The organism is Nocardioides marmorisolisilvae (assembly GCF_003725775.1).
Lineage (GTDB): Bacteria > Actinomycetota > Actinomycetes > Propionibacteriales > Nocardioidaceae > Marmoricola > Marmoricola marmorisolisilvae.
Map to the genome: position 1 here is coordinate 166033 of NZ_RJSG01000002.1, position 23340 is coordinate 189372.

Sequence of the window (23340 nt, forward strand, 5' to 3'; positions counted from 1 at the left end):
CTACGACCTAGGATGCCGCGCATGACGAGCGCGCCGCCAGGTTGGTACCCGGCCGAGGACGGGAACCTCCGCTACTGGGACGGCGCGGCCTGGACTGAGCACACCCAGGCGGTGCCGCCAGCGGCGGCCCCGGCGTTCGCGCCCCCGATGTACTCGCCGTACGCGCCGACCGGCGCGTACGGCCTGCCCCGGCCGGAGCGCGACGGCTTCGGCATCGCCTCCCTCGTGCTGTCGATCCCCGGTGTCCTGATCCTGTCGATCCCGTTCGGGATCATCGGACTGGTCCGGTTCAAGCAGCGAACCCGGCGCGGCCCGGTGCCGGCCATCCTCGGCCTGGCCTTCTCCGCGTTGTGGATCGGCGCCGTCGTGATTCTGATCGTGGTCGGAGTCGGTCACGACGTGACCCGCGATGCCACAGGGGCCGTGACGCAGTCCGGCAAGATCTCGCCCGCGGACCTCCATGAGGGGGACTGCGTGGTGCTCCCGCGAGTCGTCGACGGGACCTTCCAGAACGTTGAACTGGTGCCGTGCGACCAGCCGCACAACGGGCAGGTGTTCACGATCCTGAATGCGCCCGCGGGCCCCTACCCCGGCGGCACTGCTCTTCGAGAGTCCTCGTTGGATGCCTGCCGGACTGCCCTCCAGGAGTGGCTGGGCACTGACCAGACCCTGCTCCACGTGGTCTCGTTCTTCCCGACCGAGCTGCGCTGGCGCCTCGATGACCGCAGGGAGCGCTGCCTGGCGGTCGATCGGGACCGTGACGTCACCGGCGACATGCGGAAGTACAAGTAGAAGCCGCAACCTAGCCGCCAGCGAGGGTTGACCTTCCCGACACCGGGCGTCCACCCAGCCCGCCGATCGTTGCGGACATGGCAGCACGTCGGACGCCGCGGATCCCCGCGGTGATCGCGCACCGGGGCGCAAGTGCGCACCGGCCCGAGCACACCCTGGGCAGCTACGAGCTCGCCTTCGGTCTCGGCGCCGACTCGGTCGAGCTCGACGTGGTCGCCACCCGGGACGGGGTCCTGGTCTGCCTGCACGACGTCGAGCTGTCCACGACGACCGATGTCGCGGACCACAAGGCGTACGCCGACCGGAAGCGCACCCTCGAGGTCGAGGGCGAGACGCTCACCGGATGGTTCGTGCACGACTTTGACTTCTTCGAGCTGCGCGAGCTGCGCACCCGGGAGCGGTGGCCGCGCAAGCGCGCAACCAGTGCCGCGTTCGACGGTCGTTGGCCGGTGCCGACGGTCGCCGAGGTGATCGAGCTGCGAGACTTCGAGGCGGCGCGCTCGGGACGCCGCCTCGGGATGCACCTCGAGCTGAAGTCGCCCCAGCACCTGCGGGCGCACGGACTCTGGCTCCCCGAGCTGATCGCCGAGGCCGGGGTCGACGTGGCCACCGACCTGACGTTCATGAGCTTCGACGACGAGGCGATCCGTGGCGTGGACTCACCGCGGCGCTACCGGCTCTTCGAGAAGAGCCCGACGCCGCGCGAGCTCGGCCGGGTGGCCGAGTACGCCGACGGCATCGGCGTACGGCGCAAGGCGGTGCTGCCCAAGGACGTGGCGGGGCGGGTCGGAGATCCGTCCAAGCTCGTCGAGAAGGCCCACCGCCGCGGCCTCGAGGTGCTCGTCTGGACGCACCGTCCGGAGAACCAGCACCTGCCGTCGAACCTGCGGATCGGCTCCGCACCCCACGGCCACGGCGACGCGGCCGGAGAAGCGGCGATGCTGTTCGCCGCCGGTATCGACGGGCTGATCACCGATGTCCCCGAGGTCGCCATCGTCGGCCGCAACCGACTTCCGGGACTGCCGCTCGCGCACTGACCCGGTCGGTGTCTGAACTGAGGGGTGAACCTGTCGGCGCAGGTGAGGCGCCGGCAGGTTCACCTGTCAGGTCAGTCGGTGGGCTTGCTCCGGCCGGTCAGCGTGCCGACGACCCCGCCGGCCGCGCCCACGACCCCGCTGCTGACGCCCTTGGCCAGCTTCGCCCCCGGGATCGCATCGAGCTGACCGAGGGTGGCGTTCACCAGCGCCTCGACGTGCTGGACGGCCTCGCGGGCGACCCGGATGTCCTCCTGGGTCTGCGGCAGGCTCTCGATCGCGGGCAGCAGGCTCTTCATGCTGGTCGCGGTGCGGTCGACGGAGGGGACCAGCTTGGCGAGCTGGCTCGCGGCCTGGTCCAGGCGCTTGCTGACCAGGGCGACCTGGTTGATCGCGGTCTCGGTGATCCGCATGACCCGCCGCACGTCGTCGATCATCCCGGTGTCGACTGCCTCGGTCAGCGCGACCACCAGCGGACGGGCGTCCTGCATGAAGCCGATCGCCTCGTCCAGGAACGTCTCAGCCTTGCCGGTCATCCGGACCGTGTAGCTCAGCCCGTCGGTGCTCAGCGACACGAGTGCTCCGGCGAAGGTCACCACGGCGTTGGTCAGCGGCGGTTGATCACGCCAATCGTCAGTCCCCACAGGGGAAACGGTAGTGCCGGGACTAGACGAGACGCCAGCCGCGACGGATGCGGAAACGCACCTCGGCGAGCTGAAGCTTGATCGGCAAGTTGCGCGCCCACGTCGGGGTCAGGCGGCTGACGAACCGGAACAGCCCGATCCAGCGGTCGAACCGGCGCTGCTGCTTCGGGCTCCACTCCAGCCGCATCGCGGTGCGGAACTCCGGCGGCAGCATGCCGATCGTGAAGAACCGGTTCACCGACGCGTTGCCCCACTGCATCCACCGGGGGACCATCCGCAGGTTGACCACCTTCATCAGGTGGTCCCGCACGACGTCGTCGTAGTGGATCTTCGAGACCCCGTCCTGCCAGTACTTCTCGAACGCCTCGAGGTCGGTCGGCCAGGCCTCGATCGGCACCTGCAGCGAGGTGCCGAGGCGGTGGCAGTAGCGGTAGAGGTCCAGGTCGGTCTTGTAGTCCATCGGGCCGAGGAACAGCACCCGGGCGTCGCGGAACCCGACGTACAGGCAGGCGGCCACCCACAGCTGCAGGTCGACGTCGAAGGCGTTGTACTTCACCGGGCTGTCCGGGCCGGAACGCACCTGGGCGTGCTGCTTGTTGACCGCCTTCCGGTACGCCGCGACGGTGGCCTCGTCGCCGAAGAGGGCGACCACCAGGTAGCTCAGCGTCGTGCGCAGCCGCTTCCACGGGTGCAGCAGCACGTTGCCGTCGTCGACCTTGCTCTCGGCCACGCCGTGGCCGACGCCGGGGTTGCCGAGCTGCATGATCACGTTGGCCGCGGCCGCGAGCATGCCCGCGGCGCCGGCCATCTGGGCCTCGATGTCGAAGTCGGCGGACACGTCACTGGGTTTCGACGAGCTCAACCGACGCGGGTCGACGGGCTCGGCGGTCATCGGACGCGCAGCTTGCGCAGCATCTTCAGCTGCGCGTTGGTCATCGCGACGAACTTCTCCAGCGTCATCGACGGCGGCGGCCCGAGCGGCATCAGGCGCTGCTCGGCCACCGTCTGCGCCTCGGTGTAGCGGCGAATGCCCTCGGCGCCGTGACGACGTCCGAGACCGCTGTCGCCCATGCCGCCCATCGGGGCCTCGATCGAACCGGCAGCGGCCGCAGCGCCGTCGTTGATGTTCACCGAGCCGGAACGGATCTCGGCGGCCATCGCGCGCGCCTTCTTCACGTCGCCGGACCAGATGCTCGCGGACAGGCCGTAGCTGCCCTCGTTGGCCAGTGCGATCGCTTCGTCGTCGGTGTTGAACGGGTAGAGCGAGATCACCGGGCCGAAGGTCTCCTCGTGGCAGACCGCCATCTGCTCGGTGACGCCCTCGAGGATCGTCGGCTCGTACATCAGCGGGCCGAGGTCGGGCCGCGCGCGACCGCCGGTCAGGATCGTCGCGCCCGCCGCACGAGCGTCCTCGACGTGGTCGGCCACCGCGGCCAGCTGCGCCGGGGAGGCTAGCGAGCCGATGTCGACGGTGTAGTCGAAGTTCTGACCCAGCCGCAGGGCCCGGGTGGCGCGCACGATCTCGTCGCGGAACGTCTCGTAGACGTCGGCGTGCACCAGCACCCGCTCGGTGTGGATGCACATCTGGCCGGTGTTCGCGAAGGAGGAGACCACCGCGCCCTCGGCCGCCTTGGTGATGTCGGCGTCCTTGCGCACGATCAGCGGGTTCTTGCCGCCGAGCTCGAGCGACGCCCCGATTAGGCGCTTGCCGGCCTGCTCGGCGACGGTCCGACCGGTCGCGGTCGAGCCGGTGAAGCCGATGTAGTCGACCTGGTCGATCAGCGCGGTGCCGACCACGCTGCCCGGTCCGACCACGATCTGCCACAGGTCGGTCGGGAGTCCGGCGCGCGCCATCAGCTGGCGCGCGAGGAGCAGCGTGAGCGCGGTCTGCGAGTCGGCCTTGGAGACGACCGCGTTCCCGGCCAGCAGCGCCGGCACGGCGTCGCCGACGCCGAGGTAGAACGGGTAGTTCCACGGCGAGATGATCCCGACGACGCCCTTGGGCACCCGGGTCTCGGCCACCTTGGTCAGACCGGGGACCGCGCCGCGCACCGAGGTCGCGCCGAGGTACTTGTGACCCTTGCGGGCGTAGTGCCGGGTGATGTTGGCGACTTGGAGGATCTCCTGCCAGGCGGTGAACCGGGCCTTGCCCATCTCCCACTGGATCAGGTCGATCAGCTGGTCCTGCTCGGCGACGAACAGGTCGTGGAAGGCGAGCATCACCGCGGCGCGCTCGCGGATCGGCCGCTGCTTCCAGGACTGCTGGGCCACTCGGGCGGAGGCGACGGCGGCGGCCACGTCCTCGGCGCTGCTGGTGGGTAGCTCGGCGATCAGCATCGAGTCGTACGGCGCGTAGGCCTTCGTCGTGCCGGTGCCCGCAGGGTCGCGGGAGATCAGCGCGGCGAGGCCGGCGATGACCTCGTCGGTGACCCAGGCCGGTCGGGCGACCGGGATGTCGGAGTGGCGCAGGTGGTTCTCGACGATCGTGGTCATGTCAGTCCCCGCTGGTGTAGAGCGCGTCGATCTCGTCGGCGTAGTTGGTGTGCACGACCCGGCGCTTGAGCTTCAGGGTCGGGGTGAGCTCGGCGGACTCGGCGGTCCACTCGACCGGGAGCAGCGTCCACTTCTTGACCTGCTCGGGACGGGAGAGGCGCTCGTTGGCGGCCTCGACGGCCTGGCCGACGATGCCCAGGATCGCCGGGTTCTCGGACAGCTCGGCGAGGGTGCCTTCGAGCCCGAGCTTGCCTCCGATGATCGGTGCGACGTCCGGGTCCAGGGTCAGGATCGCCACGACGTACGGCTTGCCCTCGCCGTAGGCGAGCGCGTGCCCGACCAGCGGGCTCTCCTTGAGGTAGTTCTCGATGTTCGAGGGCGAGATGTTCTTGCCCTGCGAGGTGATGATCAGCTCCTTCTTGCGGTCCACGATCCGCAGGAATCCGTCCTCGTCGAGGGTGCCGATGTCGCCGGTGTGCACCCAGCCCTCGGCGTCGAGCAGCTCGGCGGTCGCCTCCGGGTTCTCGAAGTAGCTCTCGATCGCGACCGGTCCGCGGGCCAGCACCTCGCCGTCCTCGGCGAGCTTGACCTCGATGCCGGGCTGGGCGCGCCCGACGGTGCCGAGCCGGAACGCCTGCGGCCCGCAGGCGGTGACAGCCCCGCTGGTCTCGCTCATCCCGTAGATGTCGTAGATCGAGAAGCCCAGGCCAGCGAAGAACTTCGCGGTCTCCAGCGGCATCGGGGCCGACGCGCTGCCGGCCCACTCGACCCGGTCGAGGCCCAGCGCGGCCTTCATCGGGGTCAGTACGGCGGCGTTCACGGCGTCGAACTTCGCCTGCAGCTCGGGGCTGGTGGTGTTGCCGTACTGCAGCGATTCGACGTACTCCAGACCGATCGCCATCGAATCGGCGACGGCCTGCTTCTTGGCCTCGTCGGGCTCCATCGCCAGCAGGCCGTTGATCCCGGTCTGGATCTTCTCCCAGACCCGCGGGACGCCGAAGAACCGCGTCGGGCGGACCTGGCCGAGCGCACCGACGAGCAGCTTCGGGTCCGCGATGAGGTACAGGTGAGCGCCGTTGATCTGCGGCAGGTAGATGCCCAGAACCCGCTCCGCGACGTGCGCGTACGGCAGGTAGGACAGGGCGATGTGCTCGCCCTCGCTGTTCACCGTCTTGTCGGTGCTGGCGGCCTCGAACAGGATGTTCCGGTGGGTCAGCACCACGGCCTTCGGATTGCCGGTGGTGCCGGAGGTGTAGACGAACGTGACGGGGTCGCCGGCGTCGATCGCCTGCCAGCGACGGTCGACCTCGTCTGCGTGCGTGGACCGGACCGCCTCGCCGCGGGCGAGGAGCTCGGACCAGGTGAGGGCGTCGCCGAACTGCGCGTCGGGGTCCATGACGATGACCGCGAGCGGCTTGATCTCGTTCAGGGCCTGCTGCCAGCGCTCGACGTGGTCGGTGTTCTCCAGGAAGACCACGGTCGGCGCCGAGTGCCCGGCCACGTAGGCGACCTGGCTGGGGGAGAGGGTGTTGTAGATCGAGACCGCGACCGCTCCGGCGTGCTGGGCAGCGACATCGGCGAGCACGTGCTCGTTGCGGTTGGTCGCCATGATCGCGACCCGGTCGCCCGGTTGGACGCCGAGGTCGACGAGCGCCGCCGCGAGGGTCAGGCCGGTCTCGCGGAGCTCGTTCCAGCTCAAGGTGCGCCACTCGGTCGACCCCTCGGCGATCCCGATCTTGTCGGAGTACGCCGGGCTGTCACCCTGGACGGCCACCGTGTCGGCGAAGGCGCTGGCGATGGTCTTGCCGGCGATCTGGGCGTCGATCTCGGCGCGCTCGGCGAGGACGTCGGTCATGCAGGACTCCTTCAGTACGACTTCGGCAAGCCCAGCATCGAGGTACCGATGTGGGCAAGGACCAGCTGCTCCGAGACGGGGATGTTCTTGCCGATGCGGGCGTCGCGGAACATCCGCTCGATCGGGTACTCCTTGGAGTACGCCATCCCGCCGAGGGTCTGGAACGCCTGGTCGGCTGCCTCCCAGGCGACCTGGGCCCCGGTCAGCTTGGCGACGTTGGCCTCGTCGCCGCACATCTTGCCGTTGTCGAAGAGCCAGGCGGCCTTGTACGTCATCAGGCGCGCGAGCTCGGTCTTGGCCTTGATCTGCGCGAGCGGGAACTGGATCGCCTGGTTCGCGCCGATCGGGCGGCCGAAGACCTCCCGCTCGCGGGCGTACTGGGCGGCGACGTCCAGCGCGGCGTCGGCCGAGCCGACCCCGCCGGCCGCGGCCAGGATGCGCTCCGGGTTCAGCACGTCCCACAGCACGCCGAAGCCGTGGTCGACCTCGCCGAGGACGTTCTCGGCGGGCACGCGCACGTCGTCGAAGAAGACCTGCGACGAGTACAGGATGTTGCTGCCCATCTTCGGGATCGGCGTGTAGCTCAGGGTGCCGGCGGCCAGCGCCTCCTTGACGTCGATCAGGAACAGCGTGAAGCCGGCGGTGCGCGGGCTGGCCTCGGCGGCGGGGATCGTGCGGGTGACCGCGACCATCCAGTCGGCGCGCTCGACGTTGGAGATCCAGACCTTCTGGCCCTTGATCAGGAAGTCGTCCCCGTCGCGGCGGGCCGCGGTGGTGATCTCGATCGCGTTCGAGCCGGCGTCCGGCTCGGTCAGCGCGAAGCAGAACTGGATGCTGCCGTCGGCGATGCCGGGCAGGATCCGCTGCTTCTGCTCGTCGCTGCCGTGGCGTACCAGCGTCATCGCGCCGAAGCCGGGCGTGGTGACGTAGATGAACGTGCCCTGGGTGCCGCCCGAGGCGCAGAGCGTGTCGTTGGCGACCGCCAGCTCGAGCAGGCCCTGGCCGCCTCCGCCGTACTCCTCGGGGATGCAGAGGCCGAGCCAGCCACCGTCGCCGAGGTCCTTGAAGACCTCGTCGGGGAAGCGGTGCTCCTCCTCGCAGCGGGACCAGTAGGCGTTGTCGTACTTGGCGGCGACGGCCGCGACGCCGTCGCGGACGGCGAGGGCGGTCTCGGGAAGGTCGAAGTCCATGGGATGTAGTCCTCTCTCCGGCTCAGATGCCGAGCGAGCGGCCGATGATCTCCTTCTGGATCTCCGTGGTGCCGCCGTAGATCGTCGAGATCCGGCTGTCGAGGTAGGCCCGGGCGATCGGGTACTCCATCATGTAGCCGTATCCGCCGTGCAGCTGGACGCCCTGGTTGACGAGCTTGTTCTGCAGCTCGGTCGCGGAGTACTTGGCCATCGAGGCGTCGACCGAGTCGAGCTTGCCGTCCAGGTGCTTGCGCAGGCAGTCGTCGACGAAGACCTGCATGATCTTGGCCTCGGTCGCCATCTCCGCGATCAGGAACCGGTTGTGCTGGAACTTGCCGATCGGCTTGCCGAAGGCCTCACGGGTCTTCGCGTAGTCCAGGCAGAGGTCCACGATGTAGTTGCAGGCGGCCGCGGCCTGGGCGGCGATTATCAGCCGCTCCTGGGGCAGGTTCTGCATCAGGTAGATGAAGCCCTGGCCCTCCTCGCCGAGCAGGTTCTCCTTCGGCACGACGACATCGGTGAAAGAGAGTTCGGCGGTGTCCTGGGCGTGCAGGCCGATCTTCTCCAGGTTGCGGCCGCGCTCGAAGCCCTCCATGCCGCGCTCGACGACGAGCAGGCTGAAGCCGAGGTGGCCGGCGGCGGCATCGGTGCGGGCCACGACGATCACCAGGTCGGCGTTGATGCCGTTGGAGATGAACGTCTTGGAGCCGTTCAGCACGTAGTGGTCGCCCTTGTCGACCGCGGTCGTGCGGATGCCCTGCAGGTCGCTACCCGCGCCCGGCTCGGTCATCGCGATCGCGGTGATCGTCTCGCCGGTGACGCAGCCCGGCAGCCAGCGCGCCTTCTGCTCGTCGTTCGCGATGTGCGAGAGGTAGGGGACGATGATGTCGCTGTGCACCGAGAACCCGGGGCCGTTCGCGCCGCAGCGCGCCTGCTCCTCGGAGACGATGACGTTGAACCGGAAGTCGTCGATGCCGGCGCCGCCGAACTCCTCGGGGACGTCGAAGCACAGTAGTCCCAGCTCGCCGGCCTTGAGCCAGAGCTCGCGCGGAACGATCCCGTCCTTGTCCCACTGCTCGTTGTTCGGCGCGACCTCCTTCTCGAAGAAGGTGCGAACGGTGCTGCGGAAGTCCTCGTGCTCGGCGGTGAAGATGTCGCGCATGGCAGGCGGGCGCCTTTCGGGAAGTGAATGGTGACAAGCCAACTGTTACAGCAATACTGTCACGATACAAGGGCGCTGTGATTCAGACCACGAATCTGCCAGTTCTACTGTTACAGTCCGACCGTGCCAGTCGCCCGACGACCACGAGGAAGGGGACGGGAGTGAGCGCACAACCGGAGTCCGACCTGGTCGCCGAGGACGTCGAGTACACCGTCGACGAGCTCGCCTCGATCACCGGGATGACCGTGCGGACCACGCGTTACTACGCGGGTCTGGGTCTGCTGCCCCCACCGATCCGGCGCGGCCGGATGGCCTACTACTCCGCGCAGCACCGCGCCCGCCTCGAGCTGATCCGCGCGCTGCAGGACCACGGCTTCACGCTCGCGGCGATCGAGAAGTACCTGGCCAAGATCCCTGCTGACGCCTCGGTCGAGGACCTGGCGGTGCAGCGCGCGATGCTCACCAGCTGGAAGACCGGTGGCCACGAGGTCGTCACCAAACGCCAGCTCGAGGCCCGGGCCGGGCGGAAGCTCGACGCCGATGCCCTGCAGCGGCTGACCGCGATGATGTCGATCGAGGAGGTCGAGGACGGCCGCTTCGAGATCCTGCCCGCGTTCGGCGTCGGTCTGCAGGTGCTCGACCTGCCGATCCCGGTCGACTCGATGGTCGAGGCCGGCGAAGCGATCAACCGGCACATGGCCGAGCTCGCCGACGAGCTGACCGCCGTGCTCAAGGACCGGGTCCTCACGCCCTACCTGGAGAGCCCGAAGAGCGAGGCGGACAAGGCCGAGTTCGAGCACACGATGGCCCGCCTTCGCCAGCTGACGCTCGAAGCAGTCGTCAGCGGGTTCCAGCGGGCCGCCAACCAGGTGATCACCCGGTCGCTCAGCCGGTAAGGCAGACAGGCCCAACCAGGTGCTGGTTGAGCCTGTCGAAACCCGGTGACGCGGGTTGCGGTCGTTACGCGCGCGGCATGATCGCCCAGGCGACCAGGTAGCCGACGAACACGGCCGGGAAGCCGACGCACAGGGCGACGACGGCCAGGACGCGGACCAGGGTCGGGTCCACCCCGGCGTACCGGGCGAAGCCGGCGCAGACGCCGGCGATCATGCCCTCGCTCGGGATGCGGGTGAGCTGTCGGGTCGCGGGTGCCGGGTACGGCGCCTGGTACGGGCCGGCGTACGGGGCCTGCTGCTGCTCGCTCATCGGTTGTCCTCCTGGATGACGGTGGTTGCTTCGGTGTCGCCGCCGATGACGGCGGTGTCGTTGTTCTCGGTCTCGGTCCCGGTCTCGGTCTCGGTCGCCGTGTCGTCGACCTCGTCGACGCTGGCCTCCGCGGTCGCCGCGAGCGCCTGCTTGCGGGTGCGCGAGTTGGTGAGGCTGGCCACCAGGCCGATGACGCCGGCGCCGATCAGGACCAGGGGGAAGCCCGGCGCGGTGTCGTGGAACTTCGCGTCGGTCGCGGCTCCGACGAACCAGAGCGTGGCGATCCCGGCGAAGATGATCCCGAGGACCAGGTGCGGGGTGCTGACGGTGCGCTTCATCGGTTTTCCACCTCTACTTCGATGTGTCCCATCGTGGCGTGCAGGTCGAGCTTGATCGGCGCGGCCTTGCCGGCCTTCGCGCCGACGAGCTGACGCTCTGCGGAGTCCTGGATGCCGCCCCCGGAGTAGCCGGGGATGTCGATCCCGCCCGCGAAGCTGAAGTCGGCGTTCACGTCGGCGTTGACCGTGCGCGGCAGGAGCACGCGGATCTCGCCGGCCTTGATGGTGACCTTCAGCGTGCGTCCGGCCAGGTTCTGCGGGTCGGAGACCTCGGTCAGGTCCAGCGTGACCTGGCCGTTGGTGCCGTGGTAAGTCGGCTGCACGTCGGCGGCGGTCTTCGGGGTCACCTCGAGGTCCTGGCCGCTGAAGTCGAAGCCGCCTGTGGCTGCGGAGATCGCCAGAGCGGCGCTGGAGACCAGGCCGATCAGGAAGAGTCCACCCGGTCGCCCGACGAAGGACCCGACGAGCAGCATCACGCCGGTGATGGCCACCGCCACGGCCGGGTAGACCCCGCCGTCGACGTGGTGGCTCCCGTCGTAGACGCCGACCACACCGAGCGCGATCGCGATCATGGCCAGGGTCGGCCAGAACCAGAGGATTCCGGTGCGCTTGGGCCGCGGCGGGATGTACGCCGGCTGCGGCGGCTGCCAGGACGGCGGCGCCGGGGGAGCCGGCGGTGTCGGCGGGATCGTCGCGTAGTCGGGGAGCACCGTGGTGGCCTCGGTCGCGTACGCCTCGGCCGGGTTCGCAGTCGGCGGGGTGTACGGAGCGGTGGTCGGAGGGGTGGCGGGCGGTGTGAACGGCGCACCTTCGTACGCGGGCGCCAGGCCGGCGGCCACCCGGGCACGGTGCTCGGCCCACGCCTGCTTCTGCGCGATCCGGAAGGCCTTCCGCCCGTCGGTGCGGTCCCGGAAGATCAGCACGATCGCGATGATGACGATCAGGCTCGCCACCGACCAGCCGGTGTGGAACCCGCCGCTGAACGCGTCGCCCATCGCGAGCAGGAGACCGACCCCGACGGCCGCGAGGATCAACAGCTTCCGCGGCTCGTTGCTGACGTGGATCGGGGCGCGCTCGTTGCCCTCCTCGGGCACGAACATCCAGCAGGCGGCGTAGATCAGCACGCCGGCGCCGCCGAAGAAGGTGAGCACCGCGAGCAGGACGCGGATGACGGTCGGGTCGATGCCGAAGTGGCGCCCGAGCCCGCCGGCGACACCAGCGATGTAGCGGTCGTCGACGCTCCGACGCAGTCGGTCCAGGTCCTGGGTCGACGGTCGTGGCCGCGGGAAGCCCGAAGGCGCGGGGCCCGGAGGGGTGCCCGGGTCGGTGGTGGTCTCGTTCATGTCATCCATCGTGGTCTCCGCACGCCCCCGCCGGTATCGGGGACAGCCCTGATCCTGGCTGATGCCCGGTCAGGGGTCGCACCTGATGTCCCCTCAGGTGACCGGATGCCACGATGGTCTCCATGACCCACCCGTCGTACGGACCGATCGCGCAGCAGGGAGCGCCGCCCAAGGCGTACCGCAGTGCTGACGACGCGTTCATCGGCGGCGTGGCGGCCGGCCTGGCCGAGCACCTGCGGCTGCCGGTGCTCTGGGTCCGGGCCGCGTTCGTGCTGATGACCGTGATGGGCGGCTTCGGACTGCTCTTCTACGCGGGCCTGTGGATGTTCCTGCCGGTGCAGCGCCACTTCGACGACTCCGCGCCCGGTCTGGCCGCCGCCGGCCGGCAGGGCAAGCGTCCCGGTCGCAAGCTGCGCCTGGCCGACTACGGGCCGCTGATCGCACTGGGCGCCATCGGCCTCGGCCTGGCGGTGCTGTTCACGATGGCGACCGGCAAGGGCACGTTCCTGTGGCCGGTGCTCCTCGGCCTCGGTGGTGTCGCGGTGCTGTGGCGCCAGGCCGACGAGGCGCAGAAGGAACGGTGGGTCGACTCGACCGGCCGGATCAGCGTGCTCAAGGCGGTCGTCGGAACCGGCGGTGCGTCGGCCTACGTGCGCCTGATCGTCGGCATGGTGATGGTGATCGGCGCGATCACCCTGTTCTCCGTCGGCGGTGGCGGTTGGGGGGCTGCGCGTGACGTCGGCCTCGCCGCGACGCTGGGCATCCTCGGCGTCGGCTTCATCGTCGGACCGTGGCTCTTCCGGCTCTCCTCCGACCTCTCCGAGGAGCGCGCCGAGCGGGTGCGTTCCCAGGAGCGCGCCGACGTCGCGGCGCACCTGCACGACTCGGTCCTCCAGACCCTCGCGCTCATCCAGAAGTCGGCCAACGACCCGACGACCGTGGCCCGCCTGGCGCGCGCCCAGGAGCGTGACCTGCGCTCCTGGCTCTTCGACTCCTCCGGCGGTGACCCGACCACGCTCGAGGCAGCGCTGCGCACCCTGGCCGGCGAGGTCGACGAGGCGTACGGCGTCCCGGTCGAGGTCGTCTGCGTCGGCGACGTGACCGTCACCGAGGACCTGCGCGCACTCGTGCTCGCCACCCGCGAGGCCGTGGTGAACGCGGCCCGGCACTCCGGCGCCGACAAGGTCGACCTGTACGCCGAGGCACGGCCTGGCTCGGTCGAGGTGTTCGTGCGCGACCGCGGCGTCGGCTTCGACCCGGACGTGGTCGCCGCCGACCGGCACGGGCTGCGTGACAGCATCCTGGAGCGGATGCGTCGCCACGGCGGCACCGCCGCGGTGCGCAGCAACGTCGGATCCGGGACCGAGATCCGACTGACCCAACCGATCCGGGAGAGCTGATGGCCAAGCACAGCATCGTGATCGTCGACGACCACGCGATGTTCCGGGCCGGCGTCCGCGCCGAGCTCGGCGACGCCGTCGAGGTGCTCGCCGAGGCCGCCGATGTCGACCAGGCCGTGGCCGCGGTGATCGCCGGCCAGCCCGAGGTGGTGCTGCTCGACGTGCACCTGCCCGGAGGCGGTGGCGCCGAGGTGATCCGGCGTACGACGGGGAAGGCGGTCGACACCAAGTTCCTCGCGCTGTCGGTCTCCGATGCCGCCGAGGACGTGATCGGCACGATCCGCTCCGGCGCGCGCGGCTACGTCACCAAGACCATCACCGGCGCTGAGCTCATCGACGCGATCGACCGGGTCGCGGCCGGGGACGCGGTGTTCTCGCCGCGGCTGGCGGGCTTCGTGCTCGACGCCTTCGCCGGCACCATCGAGGTCGCCGCGGTCGACGAGGACCTCGACCGGCTCACCGAGCGGGAGCGCGAGGTGATGCGGCTGATCGCCCGCGGCTACTCGTACAAGGAGGTCGCCGGCGAGCTGTTCATCTCGATCAAGACCGTCGAGACGCACATGGGCTCGGTGCTGCGGAAGCTGCAGCTGTCCTCGCGCCATGAGCTGACGCGATGGGCCAGCGAGAGACGCCTGCTCTAGACCCTGCCGGGGGTGGGGCCAACGAGAGACGCCTGCTCTAGACCCTGCCGGGGGTGGGGCCAGCGAGCGCAGGCTGCTCTAGGCGCTCCTGCTAGTCGGGCGGGAGCAGCGTCGCCCACGCCGGGCGCCAGGCCGCGCTGCGCTGCTTCATCTCCCAGGTCAGGGCACGCAGCGTCGGGCCCTTCGCGTCGAACCACGACGGCAGGCTGTCGAACGCCCGGTCCAGGGTGATCCGGCCGGCGGCGACGCGGACCCGGGCGGCAAGCCAGGCGCCTGATTCCTCGCCGGCCTCGTCGCGGTGCAGCTCCTTGAGCACGTTGGTGAGGCTGACCAACAAGGTCTCGTTGAGGCGCGGGTCGATCGACGACGGGACCAGGTCGCCCTGGTCGACGAGCACCACGTGCTCGAAGTCGATGCCGGGTTCGCTGACCCGGTGCCAGCGGGCCAGCAGGGTCGGTCGGACCGGGAGGCCGCGGTCGGTCTCGTCGGTGTCGCGCATCTGCCGGTGGATCTGGGACTTCAGCCGGTTGCGGATCGCGCCTTGCGCGGCGACGTGGGCCACGCCCTGGGCTGCGAGCAGCAGCGGGTCGCCGAGCTCCCCGGACCGGGCGGCCGCGACGTCGTGCGGGTCCCCGCGCAGCAACGGGCTGAGCAGGTCGATGACGCCGTCGAACATGCCGGACGTGCTGGTGTCCCAGCCGTCGCGGGAGTACCAGGCCAGGAAGCCCGGCGTACTGGTGCGGATCGAGCGCCACACCGCGTTCGAGCTGGCCCAGTCCGGGGCGCCGCCGAGCGGGTCGAGGTGCTCCGAGATCGCGTCCTTGACCGAGCCGTCCGCGAGGCCCCACAGCACCGCCCGCCCGCCGCCGATGCGCTGCATCCGGGCCCAGGAGCCGCCGTAGTCGTAGGAGAGGACGTGCTCCTCGGGGTCGAGCGCGACCTCAGCGCCGGGCGGCAGGCGATCGCTGATCGCCAGGACCGCCCAGGACCACCACAGGTCGTCCGCAGACGCGAGGTCGTCCGCTTCCATTCCGTCATTGTGCCCGGTCGGAGCACGCCAGCGGGGGACGGTCTCAGCGCGCCGGTTGACAGGACGGGCACCACCAGACGGTGCGTTCCTGACCTTCCGGACCGAGCTCCCCGGTGCGGATCGGGGTACCGCAGCGCAGGCACGGGCCGCGCCGGCCGTAGACCCACATCCGACGTCCGGGCCGCTTGTCCCCGGTCGTGACGCGGCTGTGGCGGTCCTTGTGGATCTCCAGCATCCGCTGGGCGATCGCGACCAGGCGCGGCAGGTTGTCGACGTCGGCGACCGGGGTGTGCGGGTCGAACCCGGCGACGAAGCAGGCCTCGGCGCGGTAGATGTTGCCGATGCCGGCCAGGTTGCGCTGGTCGAGCAGTGCCTCGCCGACGGGGATGTGCGGCAGGCGCCGGAGCCGGCGGACTGCTTCCTCGGCGTCCCAGTCGGGTCCGAGCAGGTCCGGCCCCAGGTGCCCGACGACGCTGGACTCGCCGGGGGTCGGCACCAGGTCGAGCAGCACCGAGTAGCCGATCGCCTCGGTCTTCTCGGTGCGCAGGATCGCCCGGATCTCGTGCTCGGGTCGGCGCCGCTTGCCGCCGACGGCCTGCACGTCCCAGGCGCCCTCCATCTTCAGGTGCGAGTGCAGGGTCATCCCGTCCTCGAACCGGATCAGCAGGTGCTTGCCGCGGCTGATCGTCTCGAGCACGGTCCGTCCGGACAGGTCGCTGGTCGCCAGGCTCGGGATCCGGAAGTCGCTGGCCGTCAGCACCTGGCCGCTGAGTGCGTCGAGCCGTCGCGCCGTCTGGTAGACGGTGTCACCTTCAGGCACGCAGCCTCAGTCCTTTGCTGGTCGCGACGAACCCGGCAGCCTCCAGGGCGAGCCTGATCTCGGCGGAGTCCGGGCCGAGGATGCCGGCCCCGTCGGCCTTCTCGACGGTCAGCTTGCCCAACGCGCCGCGACGGACCGCGGTGCCGAGGCTGTTGATCGCTACTGCGGTGATCGCGTCCTCGTCCGAGAAGGTCAGCAAGGTGCGACCGCCGCGTTCGACGTACAGGGCGAGCTCGCCGTCGACGAGCACCACCAGGGCGCCGGCCTTGCGCCCGGGTCGGTGGCCCCGGGACTCGGTGGTGGAGCCTGTCGAAACCGGCCAGGGCAGGGCGGCGCCGTACGGGTTCGCCGGGTCCGTGGCGGCCAGGGTGACGCCGACAGGCTTCTCGTCGGAGTCGGTCGGTCCGTGGGTGCGAAGCCGGTCGATCGCGCCGGCGGTGCCGAATTGGGCGGCGCCGAGGCTCTCGACGAAGTAGCCGCGTCGGGCGCGGCCGGAGTCCTCGAACCCGGCCAGCACCCGGTACGCCGAGGCGAAACCGCCCGGCGTCCGTTCGCTCATCACTGCTCCGCGGGTCACGACACCGTGCCGTTCGAGCAGACCCTCGGCCGCGGCGAGCGCCCGCCGGGTCGGGTCGGTCTCGACGTCGGGCAGCAGGAACCAGCGCCCGGCCATGTCGGCGGGTCCGGTCCGCGACGGCATCCGCGCCCGGCCCCCGGGGCTCACCCGCGCCCGCGGTGCCGTACGCCGCACCCGGTGGCTGCCCCCGCCGGACCGGGTGAGTCCGCGCAGCGGAGCCAGGGTGTCGTTGCCGACCCGGCCGGACCAGACGAGCTCCCAGACCAGAGAGGCCAGCGCACCGTCGTCGGTGCTCGCCAGCTGCTGGGAGAGCTGGCGGAAGAAGAAGGCGCCGCCGCCGGCGAGCACGTCCAGCACGGCCTGGTGGTCCGGACCGACCTCGAGCTCGGACGGAGCAGGCAGGGTGAGCGGGGCGGTGTCGGCGGGGTGCAGGGAGACCCATCCGTCGGCTCCGGTGATCCCGCCGTGCCCGGCCCAGAGCAGCTCGCCCGCGGCGGTCAGCTCGTCGAGGAACGCGGGTTGGTAGTCCACGACCCGAGCCGGCAGCACCAGCGACTCGAGTGCGGAGGCCGGTACCGCGCAGCCAGCGAGCTGCTCGGCCACCGCGAGTACGCCGTCCGGGCCGCGCAGCCCGCGGGACCCGCTGGCCGCGACGTGCTGCCAGGCCGGGAGGAACCGTCCGAGGGTGCTGGGTTCGACCGGCTCCACCTCGTGGCGGAGTCGGGCCAGTGAGCGTCGTCGCAGCTTGCGCAGGACCTCCGCATCGCACCACTCGCTGCCGGCGCCGGTCGGACGGAACTCGCCCTCGAGCACCCGACCCTGGCTGGAGAGCCGGATCAGGGTCTGGCGGGCCACCGCGACCCCGAGGCCGAGCCGGTCGGCGACCTCGTTCGTGGTGAAGGGACCATGGGTGCGGGCGTAGCGGGCGATCAGGTCACCGAGCGGATCCTCGACCGGGTCGACGAACGCGTCCGGCGTACCGGGCGGCACCGGGACCCCGAGCCCGTCGCGGAGTCGGCCGACGTCCTCGACGACGGCCCAGCGAGCCTCTCCGGCAACGCGGACCTCGACGATCCGGCGGGCCTGGCTCAGCAGTGCGAGCGCGTCGGTGACCTCCACCTGCGAACGGGCGGCGAGCTCCTGGGTGGAGAGCGGCCCGACCAGCCGGATGACGTCGATGAGCCCCTCGGCGTCGCGGGCGCGCCGGTCCTCGGCGGTGCGTTGCAGCTCGGCCTCGACCTCGGCCAGCACCTCGGGGTCGAGCAGCTCGCGCAGCTCGGCGCGGCCCAGCAGCTCGGCGAGCAGGCCCTGGTCGAGGGTCAGTGCTGCGGCCCGGCGCTCGGCGATCGGGGAGTCGCCCTCGTACATGAACGCGGCGACGTAGCCGAAGAGCAGCGACTGGGCGAAGGGTGAGGCGCGGTGGGTGGCGACGTCGACCAGCTGGATCCGGCGTTCGGCGATCTGACGCTGCACGCCGACCAGGGCCGGGACGTCGTACACGTCCTGGAGCACCTCGCGCACGGTCTCCAGCACGATCGGGAACGACGGGTAGCGGGAGGCGACCTCGAGCAGCTGGGCCGAGCGCTGGCGCTGCTGCCACAGCGGAGAACGACGGCCGGGGTCGCGACGCGGCAGCAGCAGAGCCCGTGCGGCGCACTCGCGGAACCGGGCGGCGAACAGGGCGGACCCGCCGACCTCGGTGGTGACCAGCTGCTCGATCTCGTCGGGTTCGAAGGCGATCAGCTCCGCACCGGGCGGGTCCTGATCGGTCTCGGGGATGCGCAGCACGATGCCGTCGTCAGCGGCCATCGCCTGGGCGTCGACGCCGTAGCGCTCGCGCAACCGCGCGTTGATGGCCAAGGCCCAGGGCGCGTGCACGGGCGTGCCGAACGGGGAGTGCACGACCAGCCGCCAGTCGCCGAGCTCGTCGCGGAAGCGCTCGATCACCAGCTGGCGGTCGTGGGGCACCACGTTGGTGGCTTCGCGCTGCTCGGCGAGCAGGGCGATCAGGTTGTCGGCCGCCCACTCGTCGAGCCCGGCGTCGCGGGCACGCTTGACCGCGTCCTTGGGGCTGAGCGCCGAGACCTCGCGGGTGAAGGCGCCGATCGCCTCACCGAGCTCGGCCGGCCGACCCAGACCGTCGCCGGTCCAGAAGGGAAGGCGGCCTGGCTGCCCCGGGGCAGGGGAGACCAGCACCCGGTCGTGGGTGATGTCCTCGATCCGCCAGGTGCTGGTGCCGAGCGTGAACAGATCGCCGACCCGGGACTCGTAGACCATCTCCTCGTCGAGCTCACCGACCCGGCTGGCCCGTTCCCCGACGAGGAAGACGCCGAACATGCCGCGGTCCGGGATGGTGCCGCCGCTGGTCACCGCGAGCCGCTGCGCGCCCGGGCGGCTGGTCAGGGTGCCGGTGATCCGGTCCCAGACGATCCGCGGCCGCAGCTCGGCGAACTCGTCGCTCGGGTAGCGGCCGGAGAGCAGGTCGAGAGTGGCGTCGTAGGCGCTCCGGGGGAGACCCGCGAACGAGGCGGTGCGACGCACCAGGTCGAAGAGATCGTCGGCGTTCCACGGCTCGAGGGCCGTCGCGGCCACGACCTGCTGGGCAAGCACGTCCAGCGGGTTGGTCGGGATCCGCATCGCCTCGATGCCGCCCGACCGCATCCGTTCGACCGCGACCGCCGTCGGCACCAGGTCGCCGCGGTGCTTGGGGAACAGCACGCCGCGCGAGGTCTCACCGACCTGGTGGCCGGCACGACCGACGCGCTGCAACGCGCTGGCCACCGACGGCGGCGACTCGATCTGGATGACCAGGTCGACCGCGCCCATGTCGATGCCGAGCTCGAGGCTGGAGGTGGCGACGACGCAGGGGAGGCGGCCGCGCTTGAGGTCGTCCTCGATGACGGCGCGCTGCTCCTTGGACACCGACCCGTGGTGGGCGCGGGCGATGACGGCGGGGGCGCCGTTCGACTGGCCGGACTGGGCCATCATCTGTGCCGGCGTTCGTACCGGGGTTTCGACAGGCTCAACCACCCCGGAGCGGGCGTCGGCGATCTCGTTGAGACGCGCCGTCAGCCGCTCGGCCAGCCGCCGCGAGTTGGCGAACACGATCGTGGAGGTGTGCGCCTCGATCAGGTCGACGGCGCGTTCCTCGACGTGCGGCCAGATCGAGCCGGACCGCGGCGACTCGTCGTCAGTGTCGAGCGCCGTCATGTCCTCGATCGGGACGACGACCTTCAGGTCCCAGGTCTTCTCCGACGGCGGCGCGACCACCTCGACCGGAGCGGTGCCGCCGAGGAACCGGGCGACCTCCTCGATCGGGCGGACCGTCGCGGAGAGCCCGACCCGCTGGGCGGGCCGATCGAGCAGTGCGTCCAGCCGCTCGAGGGTCAGGGCCAGGTGCGCGCCGCGCTTGGTGCCGGCGACGGCGTGCACCTCGTCGACGATCACGGTCTCGATGCCGCGCAGCGACTCCCGCGCCTGCGAGGTCAGCATCAGGAAGAGCGACTCGGGCGTGGTGATCAGGATGTCCGGCGGAGTGGTCTGCAGCTTGCGGCGGTCTCCGGCGCTGGTGTCGCCGGAACGCACGCCGACGGTGATCTCCGGGACCTCGCTGCCGAGCCGCTCTGCGGTGTGCCGGATCCCGGCCATCGGTGCCCGCAGGTTCCGCTCGACGTCGACGGCCAGTGCCTTGAGCGGGGAGACGTAGAGAACGCGGCAGCGCTTCAGCTTCTCCGCCGGTCGGGGCTCGGTCGCGATCCGGTCGATCGACCACAGGAACGCGGCCAGGGTCTTGCCGGAGCCGGTCGGGGCGACGACCAGCGCGTGCCGCCCCGCGGAGATCGCGTCCCAGGCACCGGTCTGTGCGGGGGTGGGCGCGGCGAAGGCAGCCTCGAACCAGGTTCGGGTCGCCTCGCTGAACTGCTCCACCGAGTCATCATGTCGCAGCGTTCCGACAGTGCCGATCCGGCCGCTGGCTCGTTGATCTGAGTACTGGACAAAACCACCGTACCCAGGGGTATGGTACCCATCACGACCCCGGGCCCGAAGGAGCGATACGTGTCGGACACCGTCGCTCGCGTGCGCGGGCGCACGCTCACGATCCTCGACTCCCTGGGCCTCTTCTTCGGCTTCGTCGGCGAGGTCCTGCGCGGCTTCTTCCGCCCGCCGTTCCACTGGCGCGAGGCGATCGACCAGGGCTGGCAGCTGGCGCGCGTGGTGATCGTCCCGACCGCCCTGGTCTCGATCCCGCTCGGCGCGGTGGTGGCGCTCCAGGTCGGCAGCCTGACCCAGCAGCTCGGCGCGCAGAGCTTCGCCGGCGCCGCCTCGGTGGTCTCGATCCTGCGCGAGGGCGCTCCACTGGCGACGGCGCTGCTGCTGGCCGGTGCCGGCGGGTCGGCGATCTGCGCCGACTTCGGCAGCCGGATGATCCGCGAGGAGATCGACGCCCTGCGCACCCTGGGCGTCAACGTGATCACCCGCCTCGTGGTGCCGCGGGTCGCCGCGGCGATGGCGGTCGCCGTCCTCCTCACCGGTCTGGTGATGGGGGTCGGGATCGGCGGCGGCTACTTCTTCAACGTCGTCCTCCAGCACGGCACGTCCGGGGTCTACGTCGAGTCGTTCCGGGCACTGGCCACCCGGCCCGACCTCTACGCGAGCCTGCTCAAGGGCCTGGTCTTCGGCGCGATCGCCGCGGTGGTGGGCAGCTACAAGGGCCTGCACGTGAAGGGCGGGCCCAAGGGCGTCGGCCAGGCGGTCAACGAGTCGGTGGTCGTCACGTTCCTGCTGCTCTTCGGTGCCAACTACCTGATGAGCGTGGCCTACTTCCAGCTCTACCCGCAGGGCGGCTGACGCCGTGGCGATCCTCGACCCGATCGACAGCACCCGTGCGTCCCTGCGACGGCTGGGACACCAGCTGGAGTTCTACGGCCGCTCGGTCGCCCAGGCACCGCGGGCGTTCACCCGCTACCGCCGCGAGACGATGAAGGTGCTCGCCGACATCGCCCTCGGGAGTGGCGGCATGGCCGTCGTCGGCGGCACCGTGGGCGTGATGATCGCGCTGTCCTTCGCGATCGGCGCCGAGGTCGGGCTGCAGAGCCACTCGACGCTGGACCAGATCGGCGCGACCAACTTCTCCGCGTTCCTCTCGGCGTACTTCAACACCCGGGAGTCGGCACCGCTGATCGCCGGGGTGGCGATGGCCGCGACCATCGGCTGCGGCTTCACCGCGCAGCTCGGTGCGATGCGGATCGGGGAGGAGGTCGACGCCCTCGAGGTGATGGCGGTGCCCTCGATCCCGTTCCTGGTCACCACCCGGATGGTGGCCGCGGTCCTGGCCGTCACCCCGCTCTACGCGATCGGGCTGTTCGCCTCCTACCTGGCGACGCGGTTGGTGACCGTCAGCTACTTCGGGCAGTCGCACGGCACCTTCGACCACTACTTCAGCCAGTACCTCTCACCCGCGGACGTGGGCTGGTCGTTCCTCAAGGTCTTCGTCTTCGCGATCGTGATCATCCTGATCCACTGCTACTACGGCTTCTTCGCCGGTGGCGGTCCCGCCGGTGTCGGCATCGCCGTCGGGCAGGCGATCCGCACCTCGATCGTGGTGCTCACCGTCAGCGACTTCTTCATCTCGTTCGCCATCTGGGGTTCGAGCACCACCGTTCGGATCACCGGGTGAAGGCGCTCCAGGCCGGCGTACCGGCTCGTCGTCTCGAGGCCGTGGGTCTGCTCTACGTCCTCGTCATCGCGCTGCTGGTCTGGGTCTCGATCGCGTCGTACCAGCACGTGTTCACCGACCACGTCACCGTGGTCGTCAAGGCCCGCCAGGCCGGGCAGCAGCTCAACGTCGGCGGCGACGTCCGGATGAACGGCGCCATCGTCGGCCGGGTCTCCGCGGTCGACGGCGGCCCGAACGGGGTCCGGGTCAGCCTGCAGATCGACAGCGGCGATGCCCGCCGGATCCCGCGCGACGTGGTCGCCCGGATCCTGCCGACCACCTTGTTCGGGCAGAAGTTCGTCGAGCTGTCCTCGAGCTCGACGACCGCGGCAGGGCACCTGGTCAACGGCTCGGTGATCGCCGAGGACCGCAGTGCCGAGGCGGTCGAGCTGACCGACGTCCTCGACGACCTCGACCCGGTGCTGCGCGCCGTCCACCCCGAGCAGCTCTCGGCCGCCCTCGGCGGCCTGGCCGACGGCCTCTCCGGCCACGGTCAGGACCTCGCCGACCTGCTCAACGCCGGCGGTCGCTACCTCGGCGAGCTGAACGAGCAGACCCCGACCTTCGAGCGCGACCTGGCGCTGCTGCAGCGGGTCAGCGGCCAGTACGCCGTCGACGCGCCCGACTTCCTGGCGCTGCTGCGCAACGCGACCGTCACCTCGCGGTCGCTGACCGCGCGTCCCGACACGGTCTCCGCCTTCATCGCGGCGGTGACCGGAGCCGCCACCAGCGGGACCTCGTTGGTGAAGGCGAACGCCGACCGCCTCGCCGAGAGTGCGCAGCTGGCCAGGCCGATCTCCGAGCTCCTCGCCGAGTACTCGCCCGAGCTCGTCTGCACCATCGGCGGATTCCTCCAGGTCGAGGCGGAGTCGGCCAAGCAGATCCGCAACGGGTCCTTCCAGGGACACTTCACGATCGGGGCCCAGGCTCGCGGTTACACGCCGGCCGACGCGCTCGTGCTCGGCGACCTCGGCACCGGGCCCGCCTGTCGCGGCCTGCCGGTGGCGCCCATCCCGTACGGCGCGGTGAACCTGAACGACGGCGCCGGCGACACCAGCCTGGCCGGACTGCTGATGCCCGGCGGTGCGCGATGAGCACC

Annotated in this window: 20 protein-coding genes; 8 read left to right on the forward strand and 12 right to left on the reverse strand. The window is 70.7% G+C overall.

The window, feature by feature from the left end; all coding sequences use genetic code 11:
• Positions 1-21: 21 nt before the first annotated feature.
• Together EFL95_RS04560 and EFL95_RS04565 are read left to right on the forward strand one after the other, a co-directional pair.
• Entirely contained in the window at positions 22-792 is a 771-nt protein-coding gene (locus EFL95_RS04560; RefSeq protein ID WP_183407024.1) for a DUF2510 domain-containing protein, read from the forward strand.
• 77 nt (positions 793-869) lie between these two features.
• On the forward strand, positions 870-1829 hold the full coding sequence (locus EFL95_RS04565; protein ID WP_123232879.1) for a glycerophosphodiester phosphodiesterase family protein: 960 nt from the start codon (positions 870-872) through the stop codon (positions 1827-1829).
• A gap of 71 nt (positions 1830-1900) precedes the next feature.
• Here EFL95_RS04565 and EFL95_RS04570 read toward each other — a convergent pair whose 3' ends face one another.
• Genes EFL95_RS04570 through EFL95_RS04595 form a run of 6 tightly spaced genes read right to left on the reverse strand, consistent with a single transcriptional unit; the run spans position 1901 to position 9170 of the window.
• Positions 1901-2470, reverse strand: coding sequence for a hypothetical protein (locus EFL95_RS04570; protein WP_148044971.1), 570 nt, complete (start codon positions 2468-2470; stop codon positions 1901-1903).
• A 22-nt stretch (positions 2471-2492) separates the two neighbouring features.
• Complete coding sequence (locus tag EFL95_RS04575) at positions 2493-3362, reverse strand: oxygenase MpaB family protein (RefSeq protein ID WP_123232881.1); 870 nt, start codon at positions 3360-3362, stop codon at positions 2493-2495.
• Positions 3359-4963 (reverse strand): succinic semialdehyde dehydrogenase, encoded by a 1605-nt coding sequence (locus tag EFL95_RS04580; RefSeq protein WP_123232882.1) that lies wholly within the window; start codon positions 4961-4963, stop codon positions 3359-3361. Before EFL95_RS04580 ends, EFL95_RS04575 begins: the two co-directional genes overlap by 4 nt.
• Before the next feature lies 1 nt (position 4964).
• Positions 4965-6818, reverse strand: a complete 1854-nt coding sequence (locus tag EFL95_RS04585; protein WP_123232883.1) for an AMP-dependent synthetase/ligase — start codon at positions 6816-6818, stop codon at positions 4965-4967.
• Positions 6819-6829: 11 nt separating this feature from the next.
• The gene (locus tag EFL95_RS04590) at positions 6830-8008 is read right to left on the reverse strand and encodes an acyl-CoA dehydrogenase family protein (protein ID WP_123232884.1); all 1179 of its coding nucleotides are present in this window, start codon (positions 8006-8008) and stop codon (positions 6830-6832) included.
• 22 nt (positions 8009-8030) lie between these two features.
• On the reverse strand, positions 8031-9170 hold the full coding sequence (locus tag EFL95_RS04595) for an acyl-CoA dehydrogenase family protein (RefSeq protein ID WP_123232885.1): 1140 nt from the start codon (positions 9168-9170) through the stop codon (positions 8031-8033).
• A 161-nt stretch (positions 9171-9331) separates the two neighbouring features.
• On the opposite strand from EFL95_RS04595, the gene EFL95_RS04600 reads away from it, so the two are divergent.
• Entirely contained in the window at positions 9332-10066 is a 735-nt protein-coding gene (locus tag EFL95_RS04600; protein WP_246004803.1) for a MerR family transcriptional regulator, read from the forward strand.
• Between the two features lie 64 nt (positions 10067-10130).
• On the opposite strand, the gene EFL95_RS04605 is transcribed toward EFL95_RS04600, so the two are convergent.
• Genes EFL95_RS04605 through EFL95_RS04615 form a run of 3 tightly spaced genes read right to left on the reverse strand, consistent with a single transcriptional unit; the run spans position 10131 to position 12057 of the window.
• Positions 10131-10376, reverse strand: coding sequence for a PspC domain-containing protein (locus EFL95_RS04605; RefSeq protein WP_123232886.1), 246 nt, complete (start codon positions 10374-10376; stop codon positions 10131-10133).
• The gene (locus EFL95_RS04610; protein ID WP_123232887.1) at positions 10373-10714 is read right to left on the reverse strand and encodes a hypothetical protein; all 342 of its coding nucleotides are present in this window, start codon (positions 10712-10714) and stop codon (positions 10373-10375) included. The genes EFL95_RS04605 and EFL95_RS04610 overlap by 4 nt, the downstream gene beginning before the upstream one ends.
• Positions 10711-12057 carry a PspC domain-containing protein gene (locus EFL95_RS04615; protein WP_183407025.1) on the reverse strand — a complete coding sequence of 449 codons (1347 nt, stop codon included), beginning with the start codon at positions 12055-12057 and terminating at the stop codon, positions 10711-10713. The genes EFL95_RS04610 and EFL95_RS04615 overlap by 4 nt, the downstream gene beginning before the upstream one ends.
• A gap of 122 nt (positions 12058-12179) precedes the next feature.
• On the opposite strand from EFL95_RS04615, the gene EFL95_RS04620 reads away from it, so the two are divergent.
• Both EFL95_RS04620 and EFL95_RS04625 read left to right on the forward strand, forming a co-directional pair.
• The gene (locus EFL95_RS04620; protein WP_123234796.1) at positions 12180-13457 is read left to right on the forward strand and encodes an ATP-binding protein; all 1278 of its coding nucleotides are present in this window, start codon (positions 12180-12182) and stop codon (positions 13455-13457) included.
• Positions 13457-14098: a LuxR C-terminal-related transcriptional regulator gene (locus tag EFL95_RS04625; RefSeq protein WP_123232889.1), complete on the forward strand. Its 642-nt coding sequence runs from the start codon at positions 13457-13459 to the stop codon at positions 14096-14098. The genes EFL95_RS04620 and EFL95_RS04625 overlap by 1 nt, the downstream gene beginning before the upstream one ends.
• Positions 14099-14189: 91 nt before the next feature.
• Here EFL95_RS04625 and EFL95_RS04630 read toward each other — a convergent pair whose 3' ends face one another.
• The 3 genes from EFL95_RS04630 to EFL95_RS04640 are packed head-to-tail and all read right to left on the reverse strand — an operon-like array spanning position 14190 to position 20452.
• Positions 14190-15128, reverse strand: coding sequence for a hypothetical protein (locus EFL95_RS04630; RefSeq protein WP_123232890.1), 939 nt, complete (start codon positions 15126-15128; stop codon positions 14190-14192).
• A gap of 43 nt (positions 15129-15171) precedes the next feature.
• Entirely contained in the window at positions 15172-15948 is a 777-nt protein-coding gene (locus EFL95_RS04635; protein ID WP_123232891.1) for an Fpg/Nei family DNA glycosylase, read from the reverse strand.
• Entirely contained in the window at positions 15941-20452 is a 4512-nt protein-coding gene (locus tag EFL95_RS04640) for an ATP-dependent helicase (protein ID WP_246004804.1), read from the reverse strand. Before EFL95_RS04640 ends, EFL95_RS04635 begins: the two co-directional genes overlap by 8 nt.
• Before the next feature lie 129 nt (positions 20453-20581).
• Between EFL95_RS04640 and EFL95_RS04645 the strand changes: the two genes are divergently transcribed.
• From EFL95_RS04645 to EFL95_RS04655, 3 genes are read left to right on the forward strand one after another with little or no spacing between them, the layout of a single operon-like run.
• Positions 20582-21373, forward strand: a complete 792-nt coding sequence (locus tag EFL95_RS04645) for an MlaE family ABC transporter permease (protein WP_246004805.1) — start codon at positions 20582-20584, stop codon at positions 21371-21373.
• Between the two features lie 4 nt (positions 21374-21377).
• Entirely contained in the window at positions 21378-22202 is an 825-nt protein-coding gene (locus EFL95_RS04650) for an MlaE family ABC transporter permease (RefSeq protein ID WP_246004806.1), read from the forward strand.
• Positions 22199-23335: an MCE family protein gene (locus EFL95_RS04655; protein WP_183407026.1), complete on the forward strand. Its 1137-nt coding sequence runs from the start codon at positions 22199-22201 to the stop codon at positions 23333-23335. Before EFL95_RS04650 ends, EFL95_RS04655 begins: the two co-directional genes overlap by 4 nt.
• Positions 23336-23340 lie beyond the last annotated feature (5 nt).